The organism is Ectopseudomonas chengduensis, from assembly GCF_900102635.1.
GTDB lineage: Bacteria > Pseudomonadota > Gammaproteobacteria > Pseudomonadales > Pseudomonadaceae > Aquipseudomonas > Aquipseudomonas chengduensis.
The window spans coordinates 188,586-210,014 of the sequence record NZ_FMZQ01000003.1; the positions used below are offsets into that span (position 1 = coordinate 188,586).

The window sequence follows — 21,429 nt, forward strand, 5'->3', positions numbered from 1 at the left end:
CAGATGCTGGCAATTGGCTGGCTTTCTGCCGGTGCCTTGGGGTTGTATGTCGATTCTCGAGTTGTTCTTCTTGATGGGCGCGGACCCGAGTGTCCTTGTGCTCAGTAGTTACGACACGTCCCTGGTGCTGCTGTCGCTGGCTATTGCTGTATTCGCCGCCGGCATGGCGCTGCAGCTGGCTGGCGAAGCACGCGACAGTTCGCATCCGGTCGCCAGGCAAATCACCATTCTCACCGGTTCGCTCGCTCTTGGCGGCGGCATCTGGTCCATGCATTTTCTCGGCATGCTCGCCTTCGAGCTGTGTGCGGCGGTGCGATTCGATCTGGGCATCACGCTACTGTCGATGCTGCCGAGCCTGGCTGCTTCGTGGGTCGCGCTGAGCCTGCTGGCGCGGCGTGACTTGAGCCTGTTGCAGCTGTGTGTGGGGGGCGTACTGGTCGGAGCCGGTATCGGAGCCATGCACTACAGCGGTATGGCGGCGATGCAGATGGCGCCGCTGCTGCGCTATGACCCCTGGATGTTCGCCCTGTCCATCGTCGTTGCCGTCGCCCTGGCCATTCTGGCGTTGTGGGTACGCTTCGGTCTGGAGGGGCGTTTGCCGACCCTCTGGGCGCTTCTGCTCAGCGCCCTGGTGATGGGCCTGGCGATCAGTGGCATGCACTACACCGGCATGGCTGCGGCGCGTTTCGTCGGTACGCCGGAGTCCGAAGCTCCGATGGCGGTGGTCGACAGTGGTTATATCGCCATTGCCATCACGCTGCTGACCGTCGCTCTGACAGTCTTCGTGGTGGCGGTCAATACGCTGCTGCGCTACCGCCGCATGAGTCTTCAACTCAAGGCCAGCGAGCAGCATTTGCGCTCGATCTTCGACACGGCTCTGGATGCCATCATCACCGTCGATCACACCGGCACGTTGCGCTCGGCCAATCGCGCGGTCTCGCGTCTGTTCGGCTGGACGCCGGAGGAGTTGGTGGGCATGCACATGCGCTCACTGATGCCTGCTCGCCATGTCGAGCAGGTGGAGGTGCTGCTGGCGAACTACCTTAGAACGGGTCGCCTGACGATGCCGGCCGGTGAGCAGGAACTGGTGTGTCTGACCCGTGACGGCGAAGAGAAATTGGTGCGCATCAGCGTTGGCATCACCCATTCAGGCAGCCGTCCGCTGTTCGTGGTATTCGTCGCCGATATCAGCGAAAGACAAGCCATGGAGAAGGCCCTGCGTGACAGCGAGCAGCAGTACCGTTCGTTGATCAGCAACATTCCTGGTGTGTCGTTCCGCTGCACGCTGGATCAGGACTGGACCATGATATTTATCAGCGATGCGGTGCAGCCCCTCACCGGTTGGAGTGCGGAGGATTTCATCAGTCGCCGCTGTTCGATTGCCGATATGTATCACCCGGACGACTATCAGCGAGTCGCCGCCGAGGTGATGCAGGCTATCGAGCAAGGCCGCAACTACGTTGTCGAATACCGCTTGTTCGACCGCGATGGCGCGGAACACTGGATCTGGGAAAGTGGTAGCGCAGTTTGCGACGAAAACGGTGTGCCGCGCTGGATCGATGGCGTATTGCTCGACCAGACCGAAACCAAGCGGCGCAATGCCGAATACGAAGGCAAGGTCACCGCGATCAGCAAGGCGATGGCACTGATCGAGTTCGACCTCGACGGCAATATCCTCGACATCAACGACAATGCACTGGCGTTGTTTGGTTATGACAAGGCGGAGGTGATAGGGCGCCACCACGGCATGTTCTGCGATCCTGAGCTGGTGGCAAGCGATGCTTATCGCCAGGGTTGGGTGGATCTGCGTGCAGGTCATTTTCGAGCAGGTGAATACCACCGCTTTGGTAAGGGCGGGCGGGAAGTCTGGATTCAGGCCAGCTACAACCCGATCCTCGATACCGACGGCAAGCCGTTCAAGGTCGTCAAGTTGGCGACCGACCTGACCCCGCGCCGCGTCATGGAACAGGATCTGCGGGCTGCCCGTGATCGCGCCGAAGCCGCCGCTGCCGCGCGCAGCAGCTTCCTGGCCAACATGAGCCATGAAATTCGTACGCCGATGAATGCCATCATCGGCTTTACCGACCTGCTGCTGGAAACGCCGCTTTCCAGCGAGCAACGTCGCCATCTGAGCACCGTGCAGCATTCGTCGCGTTCGTTGCTGGGCTTGCTCAATGACATCCTCGACACGGCGAAGCTCGACCGTGGTGCCATCGAGCTGGAACAACTGGATTTCTCCCTGCGTGAGCTGTGCGAGCAGGTACTCGCGACGCAGCGCCTGACGGCCGAAAGCAAAGGCCTGCAGCTGCATCTGGATTACCCGGCAACGACCAACGAGTTCTTCTGTGGTGACCCACTGCGTTTGCAACAGGTCCTGACCAACCTGCTCGGTAATGCGGTCAAGTTCACCCTGCACGGCGAGGTTCGCCTGAAAGTGACGGGTGAGCCGGGCGCGATGCGCCTGGCGGTGAAGGACACCGGCATCGGTATCGCAGCCGATCGCCTGGAGAAGATCTTCGAGCCTTTCGCTCAGGCTGATGCCTCGATGAGCCGGCGCTTTGGCGGTACCGGCCTCGGCACCACCATCTCCCGGCAGTTGGTCGAGTTGATGGGGGGGCGTTTGCGGGTCGAAAGTACCGAAGGGCAGGGCAGCTGCTTCAGCGTCGAGTTGCCGCTGCGTGCCGGCAAGCGTCTGGCCTCGCAGCAACGTGCCGTGCTGCCTGAGCTGGGGCAGTTGAACATTCTTGCGGCCGATGACGTGCCGCAGAACCTCGAGCTGCTGCAACTGACCCTGGAGCATTTTGGCCATCGCGTACACTGCGTCGCTGATGGTGAAGGTGCACTGCAGGCATTCACCGAGCAACGTTTCGATCTGATCCTGATGGATGTGCAGATGCCGGGTGTCGACGGTCTGGAAGCGTCGCGGCGGATCCGCCAACTGGAAACCGCCGAGGCACGAGAGCCGATTCCGATCATTGCCCTGACCGCCAGCGTGCTTGATCAGGATCGTCAGGCCGCCCTGGACTCGGGTATGAATGGCTTTGCTTCGAAGCCACTGGATGTCAACGCGCTGCTCTGGGAAATCGCCCGCCTGCTCGGGCTGACCGATGTACCCAGCGCAGTGGTCAGTGCCACCCGGGTTGCCGAAGATGGCCTGTTCGACTGGGTCCGTGGCAGCAGCCTGTGGGGCGGGCCGCTGCGTATGGCGCAGGCGATCAATACCTTCATTGCCGAACAGCATGCTCTGGCGGCGCGTCTCAGCCATCTGCTGGCGGCGCGCGACTGGCGCGAGGGCGAGGCGCTCGCGCATCGTCTGCACGGCGCCGCCGGCAACCTGGCCATGAGCAGCCTTGCCAGCCTTGGACAGTCGATCGAGCAGGCCTTTCAGCGGCGAGACGAGCAGGCGTTGCCTGCACTGATCGTGGAACTCGAGCAGGCTCTGCTGACGGTCAAGGACGTGGTGCCGCAGGTGCCGGAAGTCGTATCTTCGGCTGAAAGCGCGGCCGTCGACTTGCCCATGCTGCGTGAACAGGCAATTCAGCTGCGGCAGGCGCTACAGCGGGGCGGCCTGGACGATGAAACCCTTGCTGTCATGGAGCAGGCCGCCAGGGGCACAGCCTATGGCGCCGCGCTCAGCGATATGCGTCAGGCGCTGGAAGATTTCGATTTCGATCAGGCTCTGCTGGTGCTCGATCGACTGTTGCTGCAACTGCAAGACGAGGAAACGACCCCATCATGACCCTGGCTGCCGATACTCGTCCGCTGTTGCTGCTGGTCGATGACGAACCCACCAACCTGCAGGTGCTGCGCCATATCCTGCAAGAGGACTATCGCCTGCTATTCGCCAAGGAGGGTTCGCGCGCGCTGGAAATGGCCGAACGTGAACGGCCTGACCTGATTCTGCTCGATGTGATGATGCCGGGCATGACCGGTTACGAGGTCTGCGAGCGGCTCAAGGCCAATCCTCTGCTAAAAACGATTCCGGTGATCTTCGTGACCGCTCTGGGCGATGTCGAGGATGAGGCACACGGCTTCGAAGTTGGTGCGGTGGACTACATCACCAAGCCGATCAGCCCGCCCATCGTGCGTGCCCGGGTGCGTACTCACCTGTCGCTGGTGCGTGTCGATGAGCTCAAACAGACTCGCCTGCAGATTGTCCAGCGCCTGGGCATGGCCGCCGAGTACAAGGACAACGAGACCGGCCTGCACGTCATTCGCATGAGCCATTTCTCCAAGGTGCTGGCGCTGGCCGCCGGTTTCAGCGAAAGCGCGGCCGAGGAACTGCTCAATGCGGCACCGATGCACGATGTCGGCAAGATCGGTATTCCCGACGCCGTGCTGCGCAAGCCGGGCAAGCTCGACGAGCAGGAGTGGCAGGTGATGCGCCAGCACGTGGAGATCGGTGCGCGGATAATCGGCGAGCACAGCTCGGGGCTGCTGCGCACAGCGCAACGCATTGCCCTGTCGCACCATGAGAAGTGGGATGGCAGCGGCTACCCCAACGGTCTGAGTGGCGAGGACATTCCCCTGGAGGGCCGCATCGTCGCCATTGCCGATGTGTTCGACGCGCTGACCAGCGTGCGCCCTTACAAACAGGCCTGGTCCGTGGACGATGCAGTCGGTTTCCTGCGTGAACAGAGTGGGCGCCACTTCGATCCCCGTCTGGTCGAGCTGTTCATCGCTTGTTTGCCCGAGATTCTGCAGATCAAGGAACGCTGGGCCGAATAACCTGCCGCTTGAAATCTCCTGTCTAAAACCCGCCTCCTCTCGACTTGGTCATTGTCGAAGGTGAGGCTATTGTTAGGGGCCTACCATTGCCAAGGGCAGGTCTCATCATGCAGAAGAAGACACTGGTTCCCCTGTTGTGCGCCGCATTCGCCGGTCTTGCCGATGCGGCGGTCGTGACCAAGACAGTTGCGTACGAAATCGATGGCGAAGCCTTCGAAGGCGTGCTGGTTTACGACGATTCGGTCACCACGCCGCGCCCTGGGCTGCTCGCCGTTCCCAACTGGATGGGGGTGAATGAAGACACCGTGGCCAAGGCCGCCCGCGCGGCAGGCGACAAATACGTGGTGTTCGTCGCCGACATGTACGGTAAATCCATTCGTCCCAGCAATGCCGAAGAAGCAGGGGCCGCGGCCACTGCCGTACGTGCAGATCGCCCGCTGATGCGTAAGCGTGCGCAGGCTGCAGTCGAGGTACTCAAGGCGCAGAACGGCGAGGTGGCACTGGATCTGAGCAAGCTGGGTGCTATCGGCTTCTGCTTCGGTGGCGGCACGGTGCTGGAACTCGCGCGCTCTGGGGCGCCGCTGAAAGGCTTCGTATCCTTCCACGGCAATCTGGATACGCCCAATCCGGCCGATGCCCAGAACATCAAGGCGCCGGTACTGGTACTGCATGGGGCTGATGATCCTGCCGTACCGCAGGCGCAGGTCGACGGCTTCATCGCCGAGATGAAGGCGGCCAAGACTGATTGGCAATTGGTGAGCTACGGCGGCGCCGTGCACTCGTTCACCAACCCCAAGGCCAACGTGCCGGGTCGCAACGAATACCATCCGGTGGTCGCCGCGCGAGCATTCAAGGCGATGAACGATCTGTTCGATGAGGTATTCGCCGAGCAGTGACGCCAGGTTTGCGATGCGTTGAACGAAAGGCTGCGCCCGATGGGCGCAGCCTTTTTTCATCTTACTTCGCGGGCAGCACGGCGATGTCGATGATGCCGTCCGGCAGATCGGCGACGTCGCCCAGGGTGGTGGGCTTGCCGCTGGTCAGATCCAGCTGGTGTAGGGTCTTGCCGGTCAATACGTAGGCGGTGTTGCCACCCTTGCCGTCGCTGGCGATATCCAGCGCAGCTGCCTTGAGGCCATCGGCGACCTTGCCGACCAGTTGCTGCACGCCATCGTTTGGCGGGTTCTGCAGCATCAGGCTGCTGCTGGCCAGGTCGATGTTGTACAGCGCCGTGCTCTGCGTACCGGCATAGGAATTGGTGTAGGCGCCGGCGACCACCTTGGGTTGCTTGCCCGCGTAGGGGCCGTCGGTGGCGTAGGCGACCTTGCCGTCTACGGCCACTTCACCAGTATCGACGTTTACCCGCAGGCTGGTGCCGTCCGGGCCGAGCAGGCGCAGGCGGTCGGCCACCGGGTTGAAATCGACCACCGCCTGGCCGCTGCCGGACAGCGCAGTTTGCAGCTTGCTACCTGCAGTTGCTTTACCGCTTGTGGCGTCCAGGGTGTAGAGCTGATCGGTACCGCTGAGGGCGTAGAGCTGACCGCTGGCCGGACGCAAATCCAGGCCGCGCAGGTCGCTGGCGCCACTGACCACCATGCTGGCGGTGACCTTGAGGCTGGCGACATCGACCTTGAACAGCTTGCCATCGGCGCCCAGTGCGAGCAGTTCGGTGGCGCTGGCGGCACCTGCGCTCAGGGTCAGCAGGCTGGCGGTGCAAAGGGTAGTGATGCGTTTCATGGTTGTTCCTCATAAAGGTTTCAGCATCGAGACGAAGCCGGCTGGCCGGCTTCGCAGGTGCCTCGACGAAACACCTGTGAGCTATACCCGCGAGGAACGGAGTTGGATGTCGGCGGAGGAAAATATTTTTTACCGCAGGGTAATCGGGGGGGGAAAGGTTGCCGGCCATGTGGCCGGCAACCCACTCAGTTGGCGCTGGCCAGCACGGCGCGACCAATATACAGCACCGGGCCGCTTGGGCGGTTGTAGGGCGAGCCGCCGGCCGGTTCCAGTGTTAGCTCGAAGAGTTGCCCCGGCTGCACCGCGCCGATCTGTTCGGCAGGCAGGCGCAGCGGCTGGCCAGCCTCGACCAGGCCCAGCGAGCGTGGGCCGTCGGCCGGATCGATCAGCGTCCAGAATTGCAAGTCGCGACCTTCAGGGACCTGATCGGCGACCAGCGGATCGAGCGAGAGCGTGCCATCGCTGCTGACCTGGATCACCCAACCGGGTTTGGCCGCTTCGCCTGGCTGCTGCAGCACCACGGTATAGCGTTCTCCGGCGATATCCGGGGTGCGCAGCAGCGGCATCAGCACGGCGACCAGCAGCGCCATGGCCAGCGCGGCGGCAGTCAGGCGCCAGGTCAGCAGGCTGTTCCACCAGTTGGCCAGCGGGCTCGGATGTGGCTCAACGTGCAGGCCCAGACTCTGCCGAATACGTGCCCAGAGTGCCGGGGAGGGCGCATGTGCCGGTAGCTGGTCGCTCAGTTCGAGAAAGTGTCGTTCCCATTCCAGGGCCATACGAGCGGCACTCTCATCCTCTTCGAGCAACTGGCGCACCTCGGCCGCTTCATGCTCATCGAGCAAGCCGAGCAGGTATTCGCCAATCAGGGCACGGCGTTCTTCGGGTTCGTGCGGAATCATGCTTGCAGACACTCCTGCAGCGCGCGCAGGCCGGCGCGGATACGGCCTTTGATGGTGCCCAGCGGTGTGCTCAGGCGGCTGGCGATCTGCTCGTGGGTCAGGCCACGGTAGAACGCCAGCAGGATCGGATGGCGGCGCGGCCTTTCCAGGCGCTGCAGGCAGCGACGCAGCAGGCGCTGCTCGGATTGCTCCAGCGCCTGTGCTTCGGCCTGCGGGCTGTCGTCGAGCACACGTTCGATGAAGTCATCGTCCACTTCGGCATGCCGGTTGCCACTGCGTAGGGCATTGAGTACGCGATAGCGCAGGATGCTATGCACCCAGGCGCGACCGCTGCCCAGTTCGCGCCGATAGCGCGCGGCGTGCTGCCAGATACGCACGAAAGCGTCGTGCAGACAGTCCTCGGCAATATCACGGCGGCCCAGCATGCTGATGGCCAGGCCGAGCAATTGCCCGGCCTCTTGCCGGTAGAGCGTCTGGAAGGCACGTTCGTCGCCGCGTGCGCAGGCTTCCAGGGTGCTTTCGTAATCGAACTCGCGATCTGCCATGGGTCATCCGTTGGCCTGAGAAATCCGCATGCAGCTTATACCCGGCTACTGCGCTTCTGGATCACGCACAGGTAACAAAAAACTGCGAAGGCGTTGCAATGCATTCAATGGGTGAGGCTTCAGGGCTGAGCCTGGGCGTAGGCCTCGTCGAGTGAAACCCAGTGCTCCAGCGGGCCCTTGCGCGAGGCGTAGCGAATCTGTAGCCAGCGTCCCTGCTGATCCAGGACTTCGCAGACGTCCCCTTCGATCAGGTAGGCCTTGGTCCGGCTGGTTTCTTCAGGGCGTGCGTGGAGATAAAGACGTGGGGCGGGCACAGTCCAGGTAATTGGCTGGTCACCGTCGTCGATCGCGTGGCTGGCGATGACCCGGCCTTGAGGATCGAGTGTTTTCTCGAACACAGGAAAAAACACAGGTGCATCCGGATCGTAGTCGTGACGTACTTGCAGCGTCTTGTACAGCCAGGGGGCACCGGATTCAGCGAAGCGATAGGCGTCGTAGTACCAGCGTGGTCCGCTGCGGCAGTGGCTGTAGAGCGCTCGTTCCTCACTGTCGGGCTGCAGCTCCGACAGCCATGCGCAATTGACGCGTTCCATCAGCGCAGGCGGTATCTGCAACTGCTCGAAACGGCGCAGGGCCGGGCGGTAGAGGTAAACGTGGTAGGCGGAGTTGACCATCCCGGCCGGCACGCGAATCGCCAGATCCGGATGGCCGTCGAAGTCGTAGTCCTCGACGGCGAAGCTCGGCGGTTCTGCGTCGTTGCCTTCGGGGATGCTCAGTTCCAGATGGCTGCCGTCGGGTTGCAGCAGAAAATAGCCTTCGCCTTGCTGTTGTACCTGGGCATGCCGCCCGGGCTCAGGTTCGAAACGGGGTAGATCAGCCAGGGCCAATGTGGGCAACAGCAGCAGGACAGCGAGGGGGCGATACGAGGGCAAGAGGGCAATCCTTTGCGAGCGACAGGCGCCTTTGCGCGCCTGTCGTTGATGGGGCGGTTTCAGCGCGGCAGTTCGATGCGCGTGGTTTCGCCTGGTACTTGCGGCCAGTCGCCCGCTGCCCAGCGCTGGCGCGCCTGATCGATCAGCTCCGGGGTCGTGGCGACGAAGTTCCAGTTGATTCGCCGTGGGCCAATGGGTTCGCCGCCGATCAGGGCCAAGTGGCATTCGCCGCATGCGCTGAGCACGGGCGTTTCGCCTGCCGGGATCACCGCCATGGTATGCCGGGGCAGGGGCTCGCCATCCAGCTCGGCTTCGCCATCGATCAGGTACAGGGCTCGTTCGCTGTGCTCGGTGGGTATCAGCAGGTTGGCTCCGGCGGCCAGGCGCAGCTCGGCATACAGGGTCGGTGAGTGAACCGGTACTGGTGATTCGAGGCAGAAACCACTGCCGGCGATCAGGGTGATCTGCACGCCCATGGCTTCGCTGCGGGGTAGCGAAGCGGCGGGGTGATGGCTGTAAGCCGGTTCGCACTGTTCCTCGGCTTCTGGCAAAGCCAGCCATACCTGCAGACCGTGGGCTCGCTTGTTCTGTCCGAGCTGCTCGGGCGGCGTACGTTCGACATGGGCGACGGCGCGCCCTGCAGTCATCCAGCTGACGTCACCGGGGCCCACCAGTTGGTCCGAACCCAGGCTGTCCTTGTGCTGCAGCTGGCCTTCGAACAGGTAGGTGAGGGTGGATAGGCCGATATGCGGATGCTGGGCAATGTTCATGCCTTTGCCGGCCGGGTAGTCATGCTCCAGCATGTGATCGAAGAACACGAAGGGGCCGATGCTGCGAAAGCGTGCCGAGGGCAGGGGGCGCAGAATCGGTTGGCCGGAAATGTCCTCGGCGCGCGGGCGGATCAGCTGTAACTCGCTCATGCCGGAGCTCCCGCCAGGCGGGTCTCGATCTGGATGTCGGTGGTGGTCATCAGCTTGTGGATCGGACATTTGTCCGCCACGCGCAGCAGTTGCTGGCGCTGCGTCTCGTCCAATGGCCCCTTGAGCGCCAGGTCGACGATCAGGCGGTAGTTGCCCTGACGCTCCTCGCTGTCGTCACGCTCGACGTGCACGTCGATGCCTTCCAGCGGGAGGCCGCGTTGGCGCGCATAGAGCAGCAGGGTCATGGCCTTGCAGGTGCCGAGGGCTGCGTCGAACAGATCGTGCGGTTCCGGTCCGGCGCCATCCCCGCCCTGCTCGGGCGAGACGTCGCCGATGAGCTGGTGCGAGCCGATTTCGATCTGCTGCTGCAGGCCCTTGTTATTGTGAATACGGATCATGGCGCTTCTCTTGAGTTGTGACGAATCGACAGTGGCCAGCCTAGCCCAGCCGGCACCGATCACACCAGTGCCGAGAGCCTCACGTCCGCTCCCAGCACACGCAGGAGTTGCCCGCGCTCATCGACAATGGGGACTGAAACGGTAAAGCAGAAGTCGTCTGTGGCCGAGGAGCGGTAGACCTGGGTGATATGGCTCTCCATGCGCTCGGCCACGGCGCGGAACCAGGGGCGTTGGCTCCAGTCGCGGCCGCGACAGCTGGCATCCTCACCGTGCGCCACATCGGCGGCGAAGACGTTCTCGGAAATCTGCACGCCGCGGCTGTCTACCAGATAGAACAGCTCGAAACGGCTGTCGCGCGTCAGCGTATTGGCAAGCAGTCGTTCGGCCGCTGTCACGTCGCTGGCCAGCTCGGGGCGTTTGGCCAGTTGTTCGACGCTGGCGCGCACGGCTGCGTGAATTTCCAGACGGAAGTCGCCGAGCCCAGCGAGCAGGCGATCACCGTCTTCGCGCACGGCCTTGCTGTGATGCAGCACCTGACCTGCCTTGCCAAGCAGCTCGCCAGCGACCTGGGCGATGTTTTGCACATCGCCGTTGATCGAGCGCACCGCCTGGCCGATCTGCTCGGTGCCGGCGGCGATCTGGCCGACCTGAGCGTCCAGGCGATCCATGGCCTGGCGCGTGCTGTCCAGTCCGCCGCTGACGGCGAGAATGCCGGTGCGGCCGTCGGCCACCGCCTGGTTCATGTGCTGGCCGGCACTGCCGAGCTGCTGCATGCCTTCGCGGAAACGCTCGATGATGCCACTGACCTGGCCGGTGGCATCGGTGGTATGGCCAGCCAAACGCCGCACTTCCTCGGCGACCACGGCGAAGCCCCGACCATGTTCACCCGCGCGTGCGGCCTCGATGGCGGCGTTCAGGGCGAGCAGATTGGTCTGTTGGGAGATGCTGGCGATCACACCAATGACCTTGCTCACTTCATCGAGCTGTCCGGCCAGTTGCTGGATCACCTGAGCCAGTTGCGCCTCGCTGGCGTCGATCACTTCGACCTGCCGTAGTACCGCCTGGCCGCTTTGCTGGCATTGGTTGAGGGTGGCGGAAACCTCGGCGGACAAGCGCGCAACTTCGCCGGCACCGGGCACCAGTTCGGCGTCCAGTGTGGTGGTGACCTGCTCGCTGGCGCTGGCGATCAACTCCGATGACTGTGCCAGCGTCTGCCCGCTTTGTTGGTTGGCAGCGGCGATGCGCGCCAGTTGTGGCGCATGCGCGGCGATGCCGACAGCGGCGCCGAGGCTGGCGCGGATACGTTGCTGGAGGCCGGCGCTGAAATCATTCAGGCGCGCCATCCACTGGTAGTCCTCCGGGAGGCGAGTCGTGAGGTCGTGCTGTTGGAACAAAGCGTCCAATGCGGCCTCGTCCTGGGCCTTGCGGGCTGGCTTGCGCAGCAACTGCAACATGGTGATTCCCCTGTCTGGTCTACCTCGGACACTGCAAGCGAGGTGCCATCATTGGCTGACGTACCCATGGCCGTTTCAGGCCGTTAGCCAGCTATTAATGTTCCGGCTTGGTGCGGCCTCTGGTTGCCTGCTTCTTTTGAGGGCGCTGATGCGAATGACGTGGGGTGATCTCCGAACTTGCCGGGCCGCTCGGCGGTCTATGCTGCTCGTACCGTCAGGAGGACTCGCCTTGCTCACATCTCGAACGATGCCATGGATACTCGCGCTCAGTGCCGTTATCGTCTGCAGCGCCCAGGCCCGCGAATACCGCTACAGCGACGCCCACCTGCACTACGTCGACTTCTTCCAGGAAAGCGCCGGCATGGACGAACTGCTGGAGAAGATGGCGGAAAACAACGTCGATCATGTGATGTTCTCCGGTATTCCGGTGGCCAAGAAGTGGGATGAGGACGAGCCCAAGCGTCCGCGTTATTACGCTGGTGATGACGCCAATGCCTATTGGTACAGCGCTACCGACGTGTTCATCGCGGCCGCCTACAAGCGTCTGCCCGCCGAGCAGCGCAAGCGCTTCCATCCGTTTCTTTCCGGCTTCAATCCCAACGACAAGAACGCCGACGCGCATATCCGCCGTATGCTCGAGCTGGACCCCGGCCTGTGGCAGGGCATCGGCGAGGTCTTCACCCGGCATGACGATCTCACCGCGCTGATTCATGGCAGTGCGCCGCGTGCCAACAACGAAGCGCTGGCGCGGGTTTTTCATCTGGCCGCCGAGTACGACCTGCCGGTGATGCTGCATTCGAACATCACCTCCAAGCGTGAGCGCGAGCCGATCTATCTGCAGGAAATCGAGGCGCCGCTGCGAAACCATCCGCACGTGCGCTTCATCTGGGCGCATGCCGGTACCAGTGCCGAGATTCATCGTCATCAGGAGAAGCTCGACTTCCTCCTGGAGACGGTCGAACGCATGCTCGGACAGTACCCGAACCTGTATATCGACCTGTCCTGGACCATGTTGCGCCCCTACCTGCTCGACGAGAGCGGCGCGCCTGATGCGAAGTGGGTGCATCTGGTCAGCAGTTATCCGGAGCGCTTCATGCTGGGCTCGGATGTGGTTGGCCGTTTCGGCAGCCTGGGCGAGTACATGAAGGGCTTCGATCCCTTCCTCAATGCCTTGCCAGAGGACGTCGCGCACAAGGTGGCGCGCGATAACTTCCTTTCCGTATTGCCGCGCAAGGTGCAGGCCGAGCTGGATCGCTAGCGCATCTGTCATCAGGCTGTCACTCGGGTGTCATAGGCTCGCGTTCATCTCAACGAGGAGCGCACCATGCATTACACCCGAGTGGCCATGATGGCCGGTCTATTCGCCTGGGCAGGTCTGAGCCAGGCTGACGTCCGTGTCGAAGGGCCGGTGGAATACGGCATCTTCAGCAGCCAGTATCAGGACTACCAGCCCGGCGAGCGGGTGCTGACCCGCAGCAATCAGGAAATCGAGCGCACCGAGCAGATTCCCGCCAAGCTCGGTACCAAGTTCGGCATGCGTTACAGCCTGGCCGGCAAGCGTGAGGGTGATATTCCACTGACGTTGTTGTACCTCACGCCCGGCGTGGTCACCCCGGATGGTCAGCGTCATGACAAGTTCGAGGTGCAGCAGAAGCTGGTAGTCGGTGCGCCGCAGGACGTGATGGCCTTCGAATTCACCGAGCACCACGAAGTGGTGCCCGGTGAATGGCATTTCATCGTCTATCAGGGAGATCGCAAGCTGGCCGAACAACGTTTCACCGTGCGCTGATCAGAGCAGGATGATCGCCCAGGTCAGGGTGATCATCAGCAGCGCGACCATTTGCGCTGCCCATGTCCTTGGTCTGTTTGGACAGCGGGTGCAGGTTCAGAGAGATGCGGTCAGCCACCGCCGTGATGGCGGAATTGAGCAGTTCCACCACCAGCGCCAATGGCGGCACCAGCACCAGGTTCAACCAGCTGGCGGAACACAGCTTCGCCCTGGTAGGCGGCGCGCAGCCCGGCGAGCGAATATGCGCGCCAGGTCGCGATGGCCCTTGAACGACAGCGCATTCAGGCCGGGGTGTCGCTCATGGCTGCAGTCCGCCCCAGGGCATGTTCAGCGCCTGCTGGTAAGCCTGGCGCAGGTAGCCCATGTCGGCCTCGGGCATCGCGCCGCGGTGCCGCTCCAGTTGGCCCAGATCGCGTCGCGCGGCGCTGGAGGCGCGCCAGCGGCGACGGCTTTTTTCCAGATCCAGCAAGGCGATGTCCACATCACCATCGCCACGCAGCTTGATGAACAGGTGTTTGGCGTAGCAGCAGCCGTGTTGCCAGCCGCCCAGGTGCAGGCGTGCCAGGGTGACTGCCAGGCGCTGCAACATCCGTTGATTGAGTTGCGGCGTATGCGCCTCCTCGTACCACTGTTCCAGGCTGACGAAGCCCAGCAGCGCTTCGGTGACCAACAGTGCCTGCCACTGTCCGCTCTGTTTGCGTGCGGCGCAGTAGACGATGTTCGGCGTGCGTACACCCAGGCGGGCGAGGGCGCGGTAGGCCTGCAGCTCACGCAGGATGGTCGGCCGTCCCCCGGGGTGGCGCAGCGAACGGTAGATATGCCCGCTCTGGCGCTTGCAGAACAGCAGGGGCCGGCTTGTGTCCCAGTGTTGCAGCAGGCGCACGCCACTTTCGCCGCCGCGTCGCTGATTGGCGGGTTCGACCCATTCGCCTGGGCTGTGCCACCAGCGGTCGAATTCGGTCGACGGCAGGGCGGCCAGTGCCTGTTCGCTGAGGATGCCCATCTCAGGCCACCTTGCGCAGGACGTAGGTGCGCCACATGGCGTAGCCGGGCAGGAAGTCCAGATGGCCGAGCATGTTGAAGCCGGCCTGACGGAATTCATCCTCCAGCGTACTCCGGGCGACGACGAAGCGGTTCTGGTTTTCCGCGGCGCGGCCCTGTGCGGCGCGGCGGGCCTCCAGGCGCTGGCGTTTCCAGGCCTTGTAGTTGCCATCGACCCACAGCGAGACGATCACCGTATCGCGGCTGACGCGATGAAACTCGCGAAGGATGGCCAGGCGGTGTTCGGCCGATTCGATGTGATGCAGCAGGCGGATGCAGAAGATGCAGTCCACCGCATTGGCGCCCAGGTCGATAGCGAAAGCGGAGGTGCGGAAGCTGGTGACCCGCGCCACTACCTCGGGAGCCTGTGCGGCGCGCGCGGTGGCGAGCATGTCGGCCGAGTTGTCGGCGGCAAAGATCACCCGGTTCGGCTGTTCGCAGAGCATCGGCCAGAAGCGCCCGGCACCGCAGGGCAGGTCAAGCACCAGGTTCGGTTCATCGGCCATCTGCAGTGCACGGCGCGCCACCTGCACGTCGCGCCAGTGCGACAGGCGCCGGGACAGGCCGTCCTGATGCTTGTGCAGGTATTGCTGGGCGTGCTCGAAATCGTACTTGCGGGAAAAATCCAGTTCGATGGGGCTAGGCTTGGGCATGACGAATGTCCCTTGATGGATACGTTCGTCACCCTAAAGAGCCAGGCATCAAGTTCACGTCAAAGGGATGTGAAAATTTCGTCAAGCGTCCCCGTTCAGTGTCACGCGAAAGCGTGTATGCCCCGGTTCGCTCTGCAGGCTGACCTGCCAGCCCTGTTTGGCGCAGATGCGTTTGACCAGCGACAGCCCCAGGCCCAGCCCTTCACCGCGGGCCTGCAAGCCGCGGACGAAGGGCTGGAAGATGCGCTCGTGCTGCTCGGCGGGAATGCCGGCGCCGCTGTCCTCGATACGGAAGGCGCCCTGTTCGAGGATCAGGCGCACACTGCCGCGTTCGGTGTAATGCAGGGCATTGCGCAACAGGTTGGCCATCACCGTGCCGAGAAAGGTGGCGTTGTAACGGCCGTCGTCCTGGCCTTCCTCGGTCAATTGGAAGTCCAGCCCCTTCTCCTTCATCAAGACGCTCCAGCGGCTGGCCTGCTCATGAGCGATACCGGCGAGCGTGCGGTCGCCGCCGAAGGCCGCTTCGTTGCTCTTGTCCCGCGCCAGTTGCAGGAAGGTCTGCACCAGCTCGCGCATTTCCTCGCTGGCGCGGGCGATGCGCGCCACCTGTTCCTTCTCGCGCGGCCCCAGGGGCGCTTCGGCGAGCAGTTCGCAGGAAGTGGCGATGACCATTAGCGGTGTGCGCAGTTCGTGGCTGACATCGCTGGTGAATAGCCGCTCGCGCTCCAGAGACTGACGCACCTGGCCCAGCGTGCTGTCGAAGGCGGCGGCCAACTGGCCGATCTCATCGTCGGGGTAGTCCGGCGCCAGGGGCGGCGCCAGTGGGTGCAGCTGGTCGCGATGGCGCACCTGCTGGGCCAGACGGCTGACCGGCGCCATGACCTTGCGCGCCATCATCAGGCCCAGGCCCCAGGCGGCCACCACCGTTATCAGGAAGCCGGCCAGCACCACGTTGAACAGCGCATTCTCGCGGGCTTCGAATTCCTGCTGTTCCTGCACCAGCATGTAGGTCTCGCCGTTGATCTTCTGTACGTAGATGTAAAACGCCTCGTCGCCGCTGACCACTTCGTTGAATCCCTCCTGCAGGCCGGCGTACTGCTGGGGAATCAGGTATTGGTCGTGGTAGGAGGAGAAGAACTGCGTACTGCTGTCCAGGCGCGGCGGGCGGCCCTGGCGGATGTCCTCGTTGAGCGTTTCGCCCAGCTCGCGGCTCATCTCCTGGGAAACCAGGTGCTCCTCGATGAAGTGCACCACACCGACGATGCTCAGCGAGAACAGGCCGCTGACCATCACCGTCATCAATACGAAGGCGATCAGAATCCGCCGTTCGAAGGGCTGCTTAGACAGCATCGGCGCTCTCCGCCAGGCGATAACCGACACCATGGATGGTGTGCAGCAGGGGAGTGGGGAAGGGCTTGTCGAGCACCTGACGCAGTTGGTGGATGTGGCTGCGCAGGCTGTCGCTGTCCGGGCAGTCGTCACCCCACAGGGATTCTTCCAGCGCCTCGCGCCGTACCACAGCCGGGCTGCGCTGCATGAGGATGGCCAGCAGCTTGAGACCCAACGGGTTGAGCTTGAGCGGCTGACCGGCGCGGCTGACGTACAGGGTGTCGAGGTCGTAACTGAGGTCGGCGACCTGCAGCTGGCGTTTGCGACTGCCGCGGCTGCGGCGCAGGATCGCCTCGATGCGCGCCACCAGTTCGGAAAGCGCGAACGGCTTGATCAGATAGTCGTCGGCGCCGGCGTTGAGGCCCTGCAGGCGGTCATCCAGGGCATCGCGTGCGGTGAGCATGAGGATCGGCACCTCGCTGCGCCCATCCTCGCGCAGGCGCTTGCATACCTGATAGCCGTCTATGCCGGGCAGCATGATGTCCAGCACGATCAAGTCATAGTGGCCGCTGCTGGCCAGGTGCAGGCCGCTCAGGCCGTCCTGTGCGCAGTCGACGGAAAAGCCCTTGAGCTGCAAATAGTCGAGCACGTTGGCGAGGATGTCTCGGTTGTCTTCGATGACCAGAATGCGCATCGCGGGTTATTCCTGGGTTTGACGATTCTTTCACACGGCTTTGACGAGCGGCTCACGGCTCGCCTCGCACACTGCGGCACGTTCATCCTTCAAGGATCATACGATGCCTCGGCTTCAATACGCGCAACTTCGTTATCTGGCGATCATCCTGCTGGCCTGGCTGGCAGTTTTCTTCCTCACACGCAGCGCGTTGCTGCCGCTGAGCATGGCCTGGGGTGCGACGACCTCGCCCGCACCCTTGCAGGGCGTGCGCCAGGCCAATTGTGCGCAACCCCTGGATGCCCGTATCAACCTCTATCGCATGGCGCCCGATCTGTACCGCACCGGGCTGATCGCTGCGCTGTATCGCGTCATCTATCAAGGCTGGAGCAAGGAACAGGCCCTGGCAGAAATGGCCGGCTGCAGCAGCGGGCGCTCGGCAACCGGTCCACTGGGCCAGTTCGACAAGGACGTACCACGCTATATGGCCGAGCCGCTCTACACTCAGGGCTGGGATGACGGGTTTCGCCAGTGCGAGGACGTGCAGCGTATCGATGACAGGCAGGCACGCCGGGAGGAGCAGTGGCGCGATGATGAATGGCGCCACCATGTCGATCAGGCGATGGCCAAGGCACTGCGTCGTTAGAAATTTCTTTATTTCCTTATCAAGAGCGACTGAATCACGTCGATAAGAAAGAAGGGATTAGCGCAATCTCTTAAGGTCTTTTGCCAAGTGCGGCGAAGGATGTCTCGATTTCTGCGCGCAATGGGAGTTGCAAAAAATGTCGCTGCGTAATCTTTCTATCGCACCACGGGCTGCTTTGGGGTTCGGTCTAGTGGCTTTGCTGGTGTTGTTGCTTGGGGCTTTTTCACTGTTCCAGATGACCGAGATGCGCAAGCAGTCCGAGGCAGTCGATCAGGATTGGCTGCCAAGTGTGATGGCGCTGGGGGAGGTCAGCCAGGACATCCTGCGTCTGCGTGCCGTGACGCTGCGGCTGATGCTCAATCGTGAGCCGGACGAATTACAGCGCAACCTGCGTCTGGCCGATGACTTGCGCGCTGCGCTCAGTGAGGCCGATTCCTCATACGAAAAACTCATTTCCAGTAGTGACGAGCGTGGCCTCTATGAAGGCTTTCGTCGCGCTGAGGCTGGTTACCTGCAGGAGCAGGGCAAGATCGTCGCATTCGTTCGACAAGGTAACTTCGACGATGCCATTGCCGTGACCCGTGGCACGCTCAATCAACATGCCGATGATATGACGCTAGCTCTCCGTGAGCTTTCCGAACTGAACCGTAAGGGGGCTTCCGGGGCTGCTCGCGAAGCCGGGCGGGTGTTCGATTCGGCGCGTACCTGGGTAGTGGTGATGATGGCACTGGCGGCGCTGGCCACCGTGGCCCTGGCATTGTTGCTGACCCGCAGTATCGTCGCGCCGCTGAGCGAAGCCGTGCGGGTGGCTGAGGTGGTGGCATCTGGTGACCTGACTCAGGTCATTCATGCTGAAGGTAGCGATGAGCCGGCGCGCTTGTTGGCGGCGTTGAAAAGCATGCAGCAGAGCCTGCGTAACACCATTCAGAGTATCGCCGACTCGTCCAATCAACTGGCATCGGCATCCGAAGAATTGCATGCGGTGACCGAGGATTCGACTCGCGGCCTGCATCAGCAGAACACCGAGATCGAACAGGCCGCTACGGCAGTCAACGAGATGACTGCCGCGGTCGAAGAGGTCGCGCGCAATGCTGTGAGCACCTCCGAGGCATCGCGCGAATCCAATGCTACGGCGCAGCAGGGGCGCGAGCAGGTGCGCCAGACCGTGAGCTCGATCAGTCAGCTGGCCGATGATGTAAATGGCACCGCGGGTGAGGTCGAGAAGCTGGCCGAGCGGGTCCGTGAGATCAGCAAGGTGCTTGACGTGATCCGCTCCATCGCCGAGCAGACCAACCTGTTGGCGCTCAACGCTGCCATCGAGGCAGCGCGGGCCGGTGATGCGGGACGAGGCTTCGCTGTAGTGGCTGACGAGGTGCGTGCGCTGGCGCATCGCACTCAGCAATCCACCCAGGAGATCGAGCAGATGATCGGTGCCATTCAAAGCGGCACCGATCAGGCGGTCGGTTCGATGCAGAGCAGCAACAGTCGCGCCCGCTCCACCCTTGAGGTGGCCCAGGCTGCGGGCACGGCGCTGGAGTTGATCACTCAGGCGATTTCCTCGATCAACGAGCGCAACCTGGTGATTGCCAGCGCGTCGGAAGAGCAGGCTCAGGTGGCGAGGGAAGTGGATCGCAATCTGGTCAATATTCGCGATCTGTCGCTGCAGAGTTCGGCGGGTGCCAACCAGACCAGTGCGGCTAGCCAGGAGCTGTCGCGTCTGGCGATCGACCTGAACAACCTGGTAGCGCGCTTCAAGGTCTGAGGCACGGCCATTTCCCCTCCCGCCAGCGGCAGGGGGAAGTAGCACAAACGAAAACGGCGCCCGAAGGCGCCGTTTTCTTTACCGCGGCAGCTGTTACTTGCCGGCCCAGCGCTTGAGCACCAGAGTGGCGTTGGTGCCACCGAAGCCGAAGCTGTTGCTCATCACTGTGTCGAGCTTGGCGTTCTCGACGGTGCTGAGCTGGATCGGCATATCGGCCACTTCCGGGTCGAGCTCGTCGATGTTGGCCGACGCGGCGATGAAGTTACCTTCCATCATCAGCATGCAGTAGATCGCTTCCTGCACGCCGGCAGCGCCGAGGCTGTGGCCGGACAGGCTCTTGGTCGAGCTGATGGCTGGAGCCTTGTCGCCGAATACGGCGCGCACGCCTTTGATTTCCGCAACGTCGCCAACCGGAGTCGAGGTGCCGTGGGTGTTGAGGTAGTCGATGGGGGTGTCGACGGTGGCCAGCGCCTGCTGCATGCAGCGGATCGCGCCTTCGCCGCTCGGAGCGACCATGTCGTAGCCATCGCTGGTCGCGCCGTAACCGACGATTTCCGCGTAAATCTTGGCGCCGCGAGCCAGTGCGTGTTCCAGCTCTTCGACCACGACCATGCCGCCACCACCGGCGATGACGAAACCGTCACGCTTGGCGTCGTAGGCGCGCGAGGCCTTCTCCGGGGTTTCGTTGTACTGGGTGGAGAGGGCGCCCATGGCGTCGAACAGGCAGCTCTGGCTCCAGTGCTCTTCTTCGCCGCCACCGGCGAAGACCACGTCCTGTTTGCCCAGCTGGATCTGCTCCATGGCCTGGCCGATGCAATGCGCGCTGGTGGCGCAGGCCGAGGAGATGGAGAAGTTGACGCCCTTGATCTTGAACGGAGTGGCCAGGCACGCCGATACGGTGCTGCCCATGGTGCGGGTCACGCGGTATGGGCCGATGCGCTTGACGCCTTTTTCGCGCAGGGTATCGATGGCTTCCATCTGGTTGACGGTGGAAGCGCCACCGGAACCGGCGATCAGGCCGGTGCGCGGATTGGAAATCTGCTCTTCGCTGAGGCCGGAATCCTTGATCGCCTGTTCCATCGACAGATAGGCGTAAGCCGCAGCGTCGCCCATGAAGCGGAACAGTTTGCGGTCGATCAGCTCTTCCAGATTCAGGTTGACCGAACCGGAGACATGACTACGCAGGCCCATTTCGGCGTAGGAGGGGTTGAAACGGATGCCTGATTTGCCCGCGCGAAGGCTGCCGGCAACGGCTTCTTTGTCATTGCCCAGGCAGGAAACGATGCCCAGACCGGTGATCACTACACGACGCATGTGCAAGTCCTTCAGAAACTGTCGGTGGAGGTGAACAGGCCGACGCGCAGGCCTTCGGCGCTGTAAATTTCACGGCCGTCGACGGACACGGTGCCATCGGCGATGCCGAGGATCAGCGAGCGGCTGATGGTGCGCTTGATGTGAATGTTGTAGGTGACCTTCTTGGCGGTCGGCAGTACCTGACCGAAGAATTTCACTTCGCCGCTACCCAGGGCGCGGCCACGGCCGGGGTTGCCTTGCCAGCCGAGGTAAAAGCCGACCAGTTGCCACATGGCGTCGAGACCGAGGCAGCCCGGCATTACCGGGTCGCCCTCGAAGTGACAGGCGAAGAACCACAGGTCCGGATTGATATCGAGCTCAGCGACGATTTCGCCCTTGCCGTACTTGCCGCCGGTTTCGCTGATGTGAGCGATACGATCGATCATCAGCATGTTTGGGGCGGGCAGTTGCGCGTTCCCCGGGCCGAACAGTTCGCCGCGGCTGCAGGCGAGCAGATCTTCCCGGGTGTAGGCGTTTTGTCTTGTCATGCGAGCTCCTCAATTGTCCCCACGCTTCTAAGGCTGGGCGAATCGTCCTGGCCGGCGACGTCTTTCTAAATGTAGGCGTCTG

Annotated in this window: 20 protein-coding genes and 1 pseudogene; 7 read left to right on the plus strand and 14 right to left on the minus strand. The window is 62.8% G+C overall.

Features of this window, described 5'->3' with window-relative positions; genetic code table 11:
- Positions 1–97 precede the first annotated feature (97 nt).
- From BLS08_RS07590 to BLS08_RS07600, 3 genes are all read left to right on the plus strand, one after another.
- Complete coding sequence (locus BLS08_RS07590) at positions 98–3,739, plus strand: PAS domain S-box protein (RefSeq protein WP_236699060.1); 3,642 nt, start codon at positions 98–100, stop codon at positions 3,737–3,739.
- Complete coding sequence (locus tag BLS08_RS07595) at positions 3,736–4,728, plus strand: response regulator (RefSeq protein ID WP_017677162.1); 993 nt, start codon at positions 3,736–3,738, stop codon at positions 4,726–4,728. The genes BLS08_RS07590 and BLS08_RS07595 overlap by 4 nt, the downstream gene beginning before the upstream one ends.
- A 107-nt stretch (positions 4,729–4,835) precedes the next feature.
- Positions 4,836–5,624 (plus strand): dienelactone hydrolase family protein, encoded by a 789-nt coding sequence (locus BLS08_RS07600; RefSeq protein WP_017677161.1) that lies wholly within the window; start codon positions 4,836–4,838, stop codon positions 5,622–5,624.
- A 61-nt stretch (positions 5,625–5,685) separates the two neighbouring features.
- Here BLS08_RS07600 and BLS08_RS07605 read toward each other — a convergent pair whose 3' ends face one another.
- The 7 genes from BLS08_RS07605 to BLS08_RS07635 all read right to left on the minus strand — a co-directional run bounded on the left by BLS08_RS07605 (position 5,686) and on the right by BLS08_RS07635 (position 11,613).
- Positions 5,686–6,465: a DUF4394 domain-containing protein gene (locus BLS08_RS07605; RefSeq protein WP_017677160.1), complete on the minus strand. Its 780-nt coding sequence runs from the start codon at positions 6,463–6,465 to the stop codon at positions 5,686–5,688.
- Between the two features lie 185 nt (positions 6,466–6,650).
- Entirely contained in the window at positions 6,651–7,364 is a 714-nt protein-coding gene (locus BLS08_RS07610) for an anti-sigma factor (protein WP_017677159.1), read from the minus strand.
- A complete protein-coding gene (locus BLS08_RS07615) occupies positions 7,361–7,909 on the minus strand; it encodes a sigma-70 family RNA polymerase sigma factor (protein ID WP_017677158.1) in 549 nt (182 codons plus the stop codon). Before BLS08_RS07615 ends, BLS08_RS07610 begins: the two co-directional genes overlap by 4 nt.
- A gap of 119 nt (positions 7,910–8,028) precedes the next feature.
- The gene (locus BLS08_RS07620) at positions 8,029–8,841 is read right to left on the minus strand and encodes an FG-GAP repeat protein (RefSeq protein WP_017677157.1); all 813 of its coding nucleotides are present in this window, start codon (positions 8,839–8,841) and stop codon (positions 8,029–8,031) included.
- 59 nt (positions 8,842–8,900) lie between these two features.
- Positions 8,901–9,761: a pirin family protein gene (locus BLS08_RS07625; protein ID WP_017677156.1), complete on the minus strand. Its 861-nt coding sequence runs from the start codon at positions 9,759–9,761 to the stop codon at positions 8,901–8,903.
- Positions 9,758–10,159, minus strand: a complete 402-nt coding sequence (locus BLS08_RS07630) for an OsmC family protein (RefSeq protein WP_017677155.1) — start codon at positions 10,157–10,159, stop codon at positions 9,758–9,760. The genes BLS08_RS07625 and BLS08_RS07630 overlap by 4 nt, the downstream gene beginning before the upstream one ends.
- Positions 10,160–10,218: 59 nt before the next feature.
- Positions 10,219–11,613: a methyl-accepting chemotaxis protein gene (locus tag BLS08_RS07635; RefSeq protein WP_017677154.1), complete on the minus strand. Its 1,395-nt coding sequence runs from the start codon at positions 11,611–11,613 to the stop codon at positions 10,219–10,221.
- A gap of 247 nt (positions 11,614–11,860) precedes the next feature.
- On the opposite strand from BLS08_RS07635, the gene BLS08_RS07640 reads away from it, so the two are divergent.
- A complete protein-coding gene (locus tag BLS08_RS07640; RefSeq protein WP_017677153.1) occupies positions 11,861–12,871 on the plus strand; it encodes an amidohydrolase family protein in 1,011 nt (336 codons plus the stop codon).
- Positions 12,872–12,937: 66 nt separating this feature from the next.
- Complete coding sequence (locus tag BLS08_RS07645; protein ID WP_017677152.1) at positions 12,938–13,402, plus strand: DUF3859 domain-containing protein; 465 nt, start codon at positions 12,938–12,940, stop codon at positions 13,400–13,402.
- Here the strand turns inward: BLS08_RS07645 and BLS08_RS07650 are convergent.
- The 5 genes and pseudogenes from BLS08_RS07650 to BLS08_RS07670 all read right to left on the minus strand — a co-directional run bounded on the left by BLS08_RS07650 (position 13,403) and on the right by BLS08_RS07670 (position 17,119).
- Positions 13,403–13,683, minus strand: a pseudogene (locus BLS08_RS07650) (diacylglycerol kinase).
- Positions 13,684–13,700: 17 nt separating this feature from the next.
- Positions 13,701–14,405, minus strand: coding sequence for a lipopolysaccharide kinase InaA family protein (locus tag BLS08_RS07655; RefSeq protein WP_017677151.1), 705 nt, complete (start codon positions 14,403–14,405; stop codon positions 13,701–13,703).
- Between the two features lies 1 nt (position 14,406).
- Positions 14,407–15,096, minus strand: coding sequence for a class I SAM-dependent methyltransferase (locus tag BLS08_RS07660; protein WP_017677150.1), 690 nt, complete (start codon positions 15,094–15,096; stop codon positions 14,407–14,409).
- An 81-nt stretch (positions 15,097–15,177) separates the two neighbouring features.
- Positions 15,178–16,446 carry a sensor histidine kinase gene (locus BLS08_RS07665; RefSeq protein WP_017677149.1) on the minus strand — a complete coding sequence of 423 codons (1,269 nt, stop codon included), beginning with the start codon at positions 16,444–16,446 and terminating at the stop codon, positions 15,178–15,180.
- Positions 16,436–17,119 (minus strand): response regulator transcription factor, encoded by a 684-nt coding sequence (locus tag BLS08_RS07670; RefSeq protein WP_017677148.1) that lies wholly within the window; start codon positions 17,117–17,119, stop codon positions 16,436–16,438. The genes BLS08_RS07665 and BLS08_RS07670 overlap by 11 nt, the downstream gene beginning before the upstream one ends.
- A 103-nt stretch (positions 17,120–17,222) precedes the next feature.
- Between BLS08_RS07670 and BLS08_RS26485 the strand changes: the two genes are divergently transcribed.
- Positions 17,223–17,744, plus strand: coding sequence for a hypothetical protein (locus BLS08_RS26485; RefSeq protein WP_017677147.1), 522 nt, complete (start codon positions 17,223–17,225; stop codon positions 17,742–17,744).
- Between the two features lie 136 nt (positions 17,745–17,880).
- The gene (locus BLS08_RS07680; protein ID WP_026088584.1) at positions 17,881–19,506 is read left to right on the plus strand and encodes a methyl-accepting chemotaxis protein; all 1,626 of its coding nucleotides are present in this window, start codon (positions 17,881–17,883) and stop codon (positions 19,504–19,506) included.
- A 93-nt stretch (positions 19,507–19,599) separates the two neighbouring features.
- Here the strand turns inward: BLS08_RS07680 and fabB are convergent, their stop codons facing one another.
- The gene (gene fabB, locus BLS08_RS07685) at positions 19,600–20,820 is read right to left on the minus strand and encodes a beta-ketoacyl-ACP synthase I (protein WP_017677145.1); all 1,221 of its coding nucleotides are present in this window, start codon (positions 20,818–20,820) and stop codon (positions 19,600–19,602) included.
- Between the two features lie 11 nt (positions 20,821–20,831).
- Positions 20,832–21,347, minus strand: a complete 516-nt coding sequence (gene fabA / locus BLS08_RS07690; RefSeq protein WP_017677144.1) for a 3-hydroxyacyl-[acyl-carrier-protein] dehydratase FabA — start codon at positions 21,345–21,347, stop codon at positions 20,832–20,834.
- Between the last annotated feature and the right edge of the window lie 82 nt (positions 21,348–21,429).

Bases quoted from the DNA above. Each gene is read 5' to 3' on its own strand.
- BLS08_RS07615 (WP_017677158.1), bottom strand. From the start codon at position 7,909: ATGGCAGATCGCGAGTTCGATTACGAAAGCACCCTGGAAGCCTGCGCA.
- BLS08_RS07645 (WP_017677152.1), top strand. From the start codon at position 12,938: ATGCATTACACCCGAGTGGCCATGATGGCCGGTCTATTCGCCTGGGCA.
- BLS08_RS07655 (WP_017677151.1), bottom strand. From the start codon at position 14,405: ATGGGCATCCTCAGCGAACAGGCACTGGCCGCCCTGCCGTCGACCGAA.
- BLS08_RS07660 (WP_017677150.1), bottom strand. From the start codon at position 15,096: ATGCCCAAGCCTAGCCCCATCGAACTGGATTTTTCCCGCAAGTACGAT.
- BLS08_RS07640 (WP_017677153.1), top strand. From the start codon at position 11,861: ATGCCATGGATACTCGCGCTCAGTGCCGTTATCGTCTGCAGCGCCCAG.
- BLS08_RS07680 (WP_026088584.1), top strand. From the start codon at position 17,881: ATGTCGCTGCGTAATCTTTCTATCGCACCACGGGCTGCTTTGGGGTTC.
- fabA (WP_017677144.1), bottom strand. From the start codon at position 21,347: ATGACAAGACAAAACGCCTACACCCGGGAAGATCTGCTCGCCTGCAGC.
- BLS08_RS07625 (WP_017677156.1), bottom strand. From the start codon at position 9,761: ATGAGCGAGTTACAGCTGATCCGCCCGCGCGCCGAGGACATTTCCGGC.
- fabB (WP_017677145.1), bottom strand. From the start codon at position 20,820: ATGCGTCGTGTAGTGATCACCGGTCTGGGCATCGTTTCCTGCCTGGGC.
- BLS08_RS26485 (WP_017677147.1), top strand. From the start codon at position 17,223: ATGCCTCGGCTTCAATACGCGCAACTTCGTTATCTGGCGATCATCCTG.
- BLS08_RS07610 (WP_017677159.1), bottom strand. From the start codon at position 7,364: ATGATTCCGCACGAACCCGAAGAACGCCGTGCCCTGATTGGCGAATAC.
- BLS08_RS07635 (WP_017677154.1), bottom strand. From the start codon at position 11,613: ATGTTGCAGTTGCTGCGCAAGCCAGCCCGCAAGGCCCAGGACGAGGCC.
- BLS08_RS07595 (WP_017677162.1), top strand. From the start codon at position 3,736: ATGACCCTGGCTGCCGATACTCGTCCGCTGTTGCTGCTGGTCGATGAC.
- BLS08_RS07665 (WP_017677149.1), bottom strand. From the start codon at position 16,446: ATGCTGTCTAAGCAGCCCTTCGAACGGCGGATTCTGATCGCCTTCGTA.
- BLS08_RS07600 (WP_017677161.1), top strand. From the start codon at position 4,836: ATGCAGAAGAAGACACTGGTTCCCCTGTTGTGCGCCGCATTCGCCGGT.
- BLS08_RS07605 (WP_017677160.1), bottom strand. From the start codon at position 6,465: ATGAAACGCATCACTACCCTTTGCACCGCCAGCCTGCTGACCCTGAGC.
- BLS08_RS07670 (WP_017677148.1), bottom strand. From the start codon at position 17,119: ATGCGCATTCTGGTCATCGAAGACAACCGAGACATCCTCGCCAACGTG.
- BLS08_RS07630 (WP_017677155.1), bottom strand. From the start codon at position 10,159: ATGATCCGTATTCACAATAACAAGGGCCTGCAGCAGCAGATCGAAATC.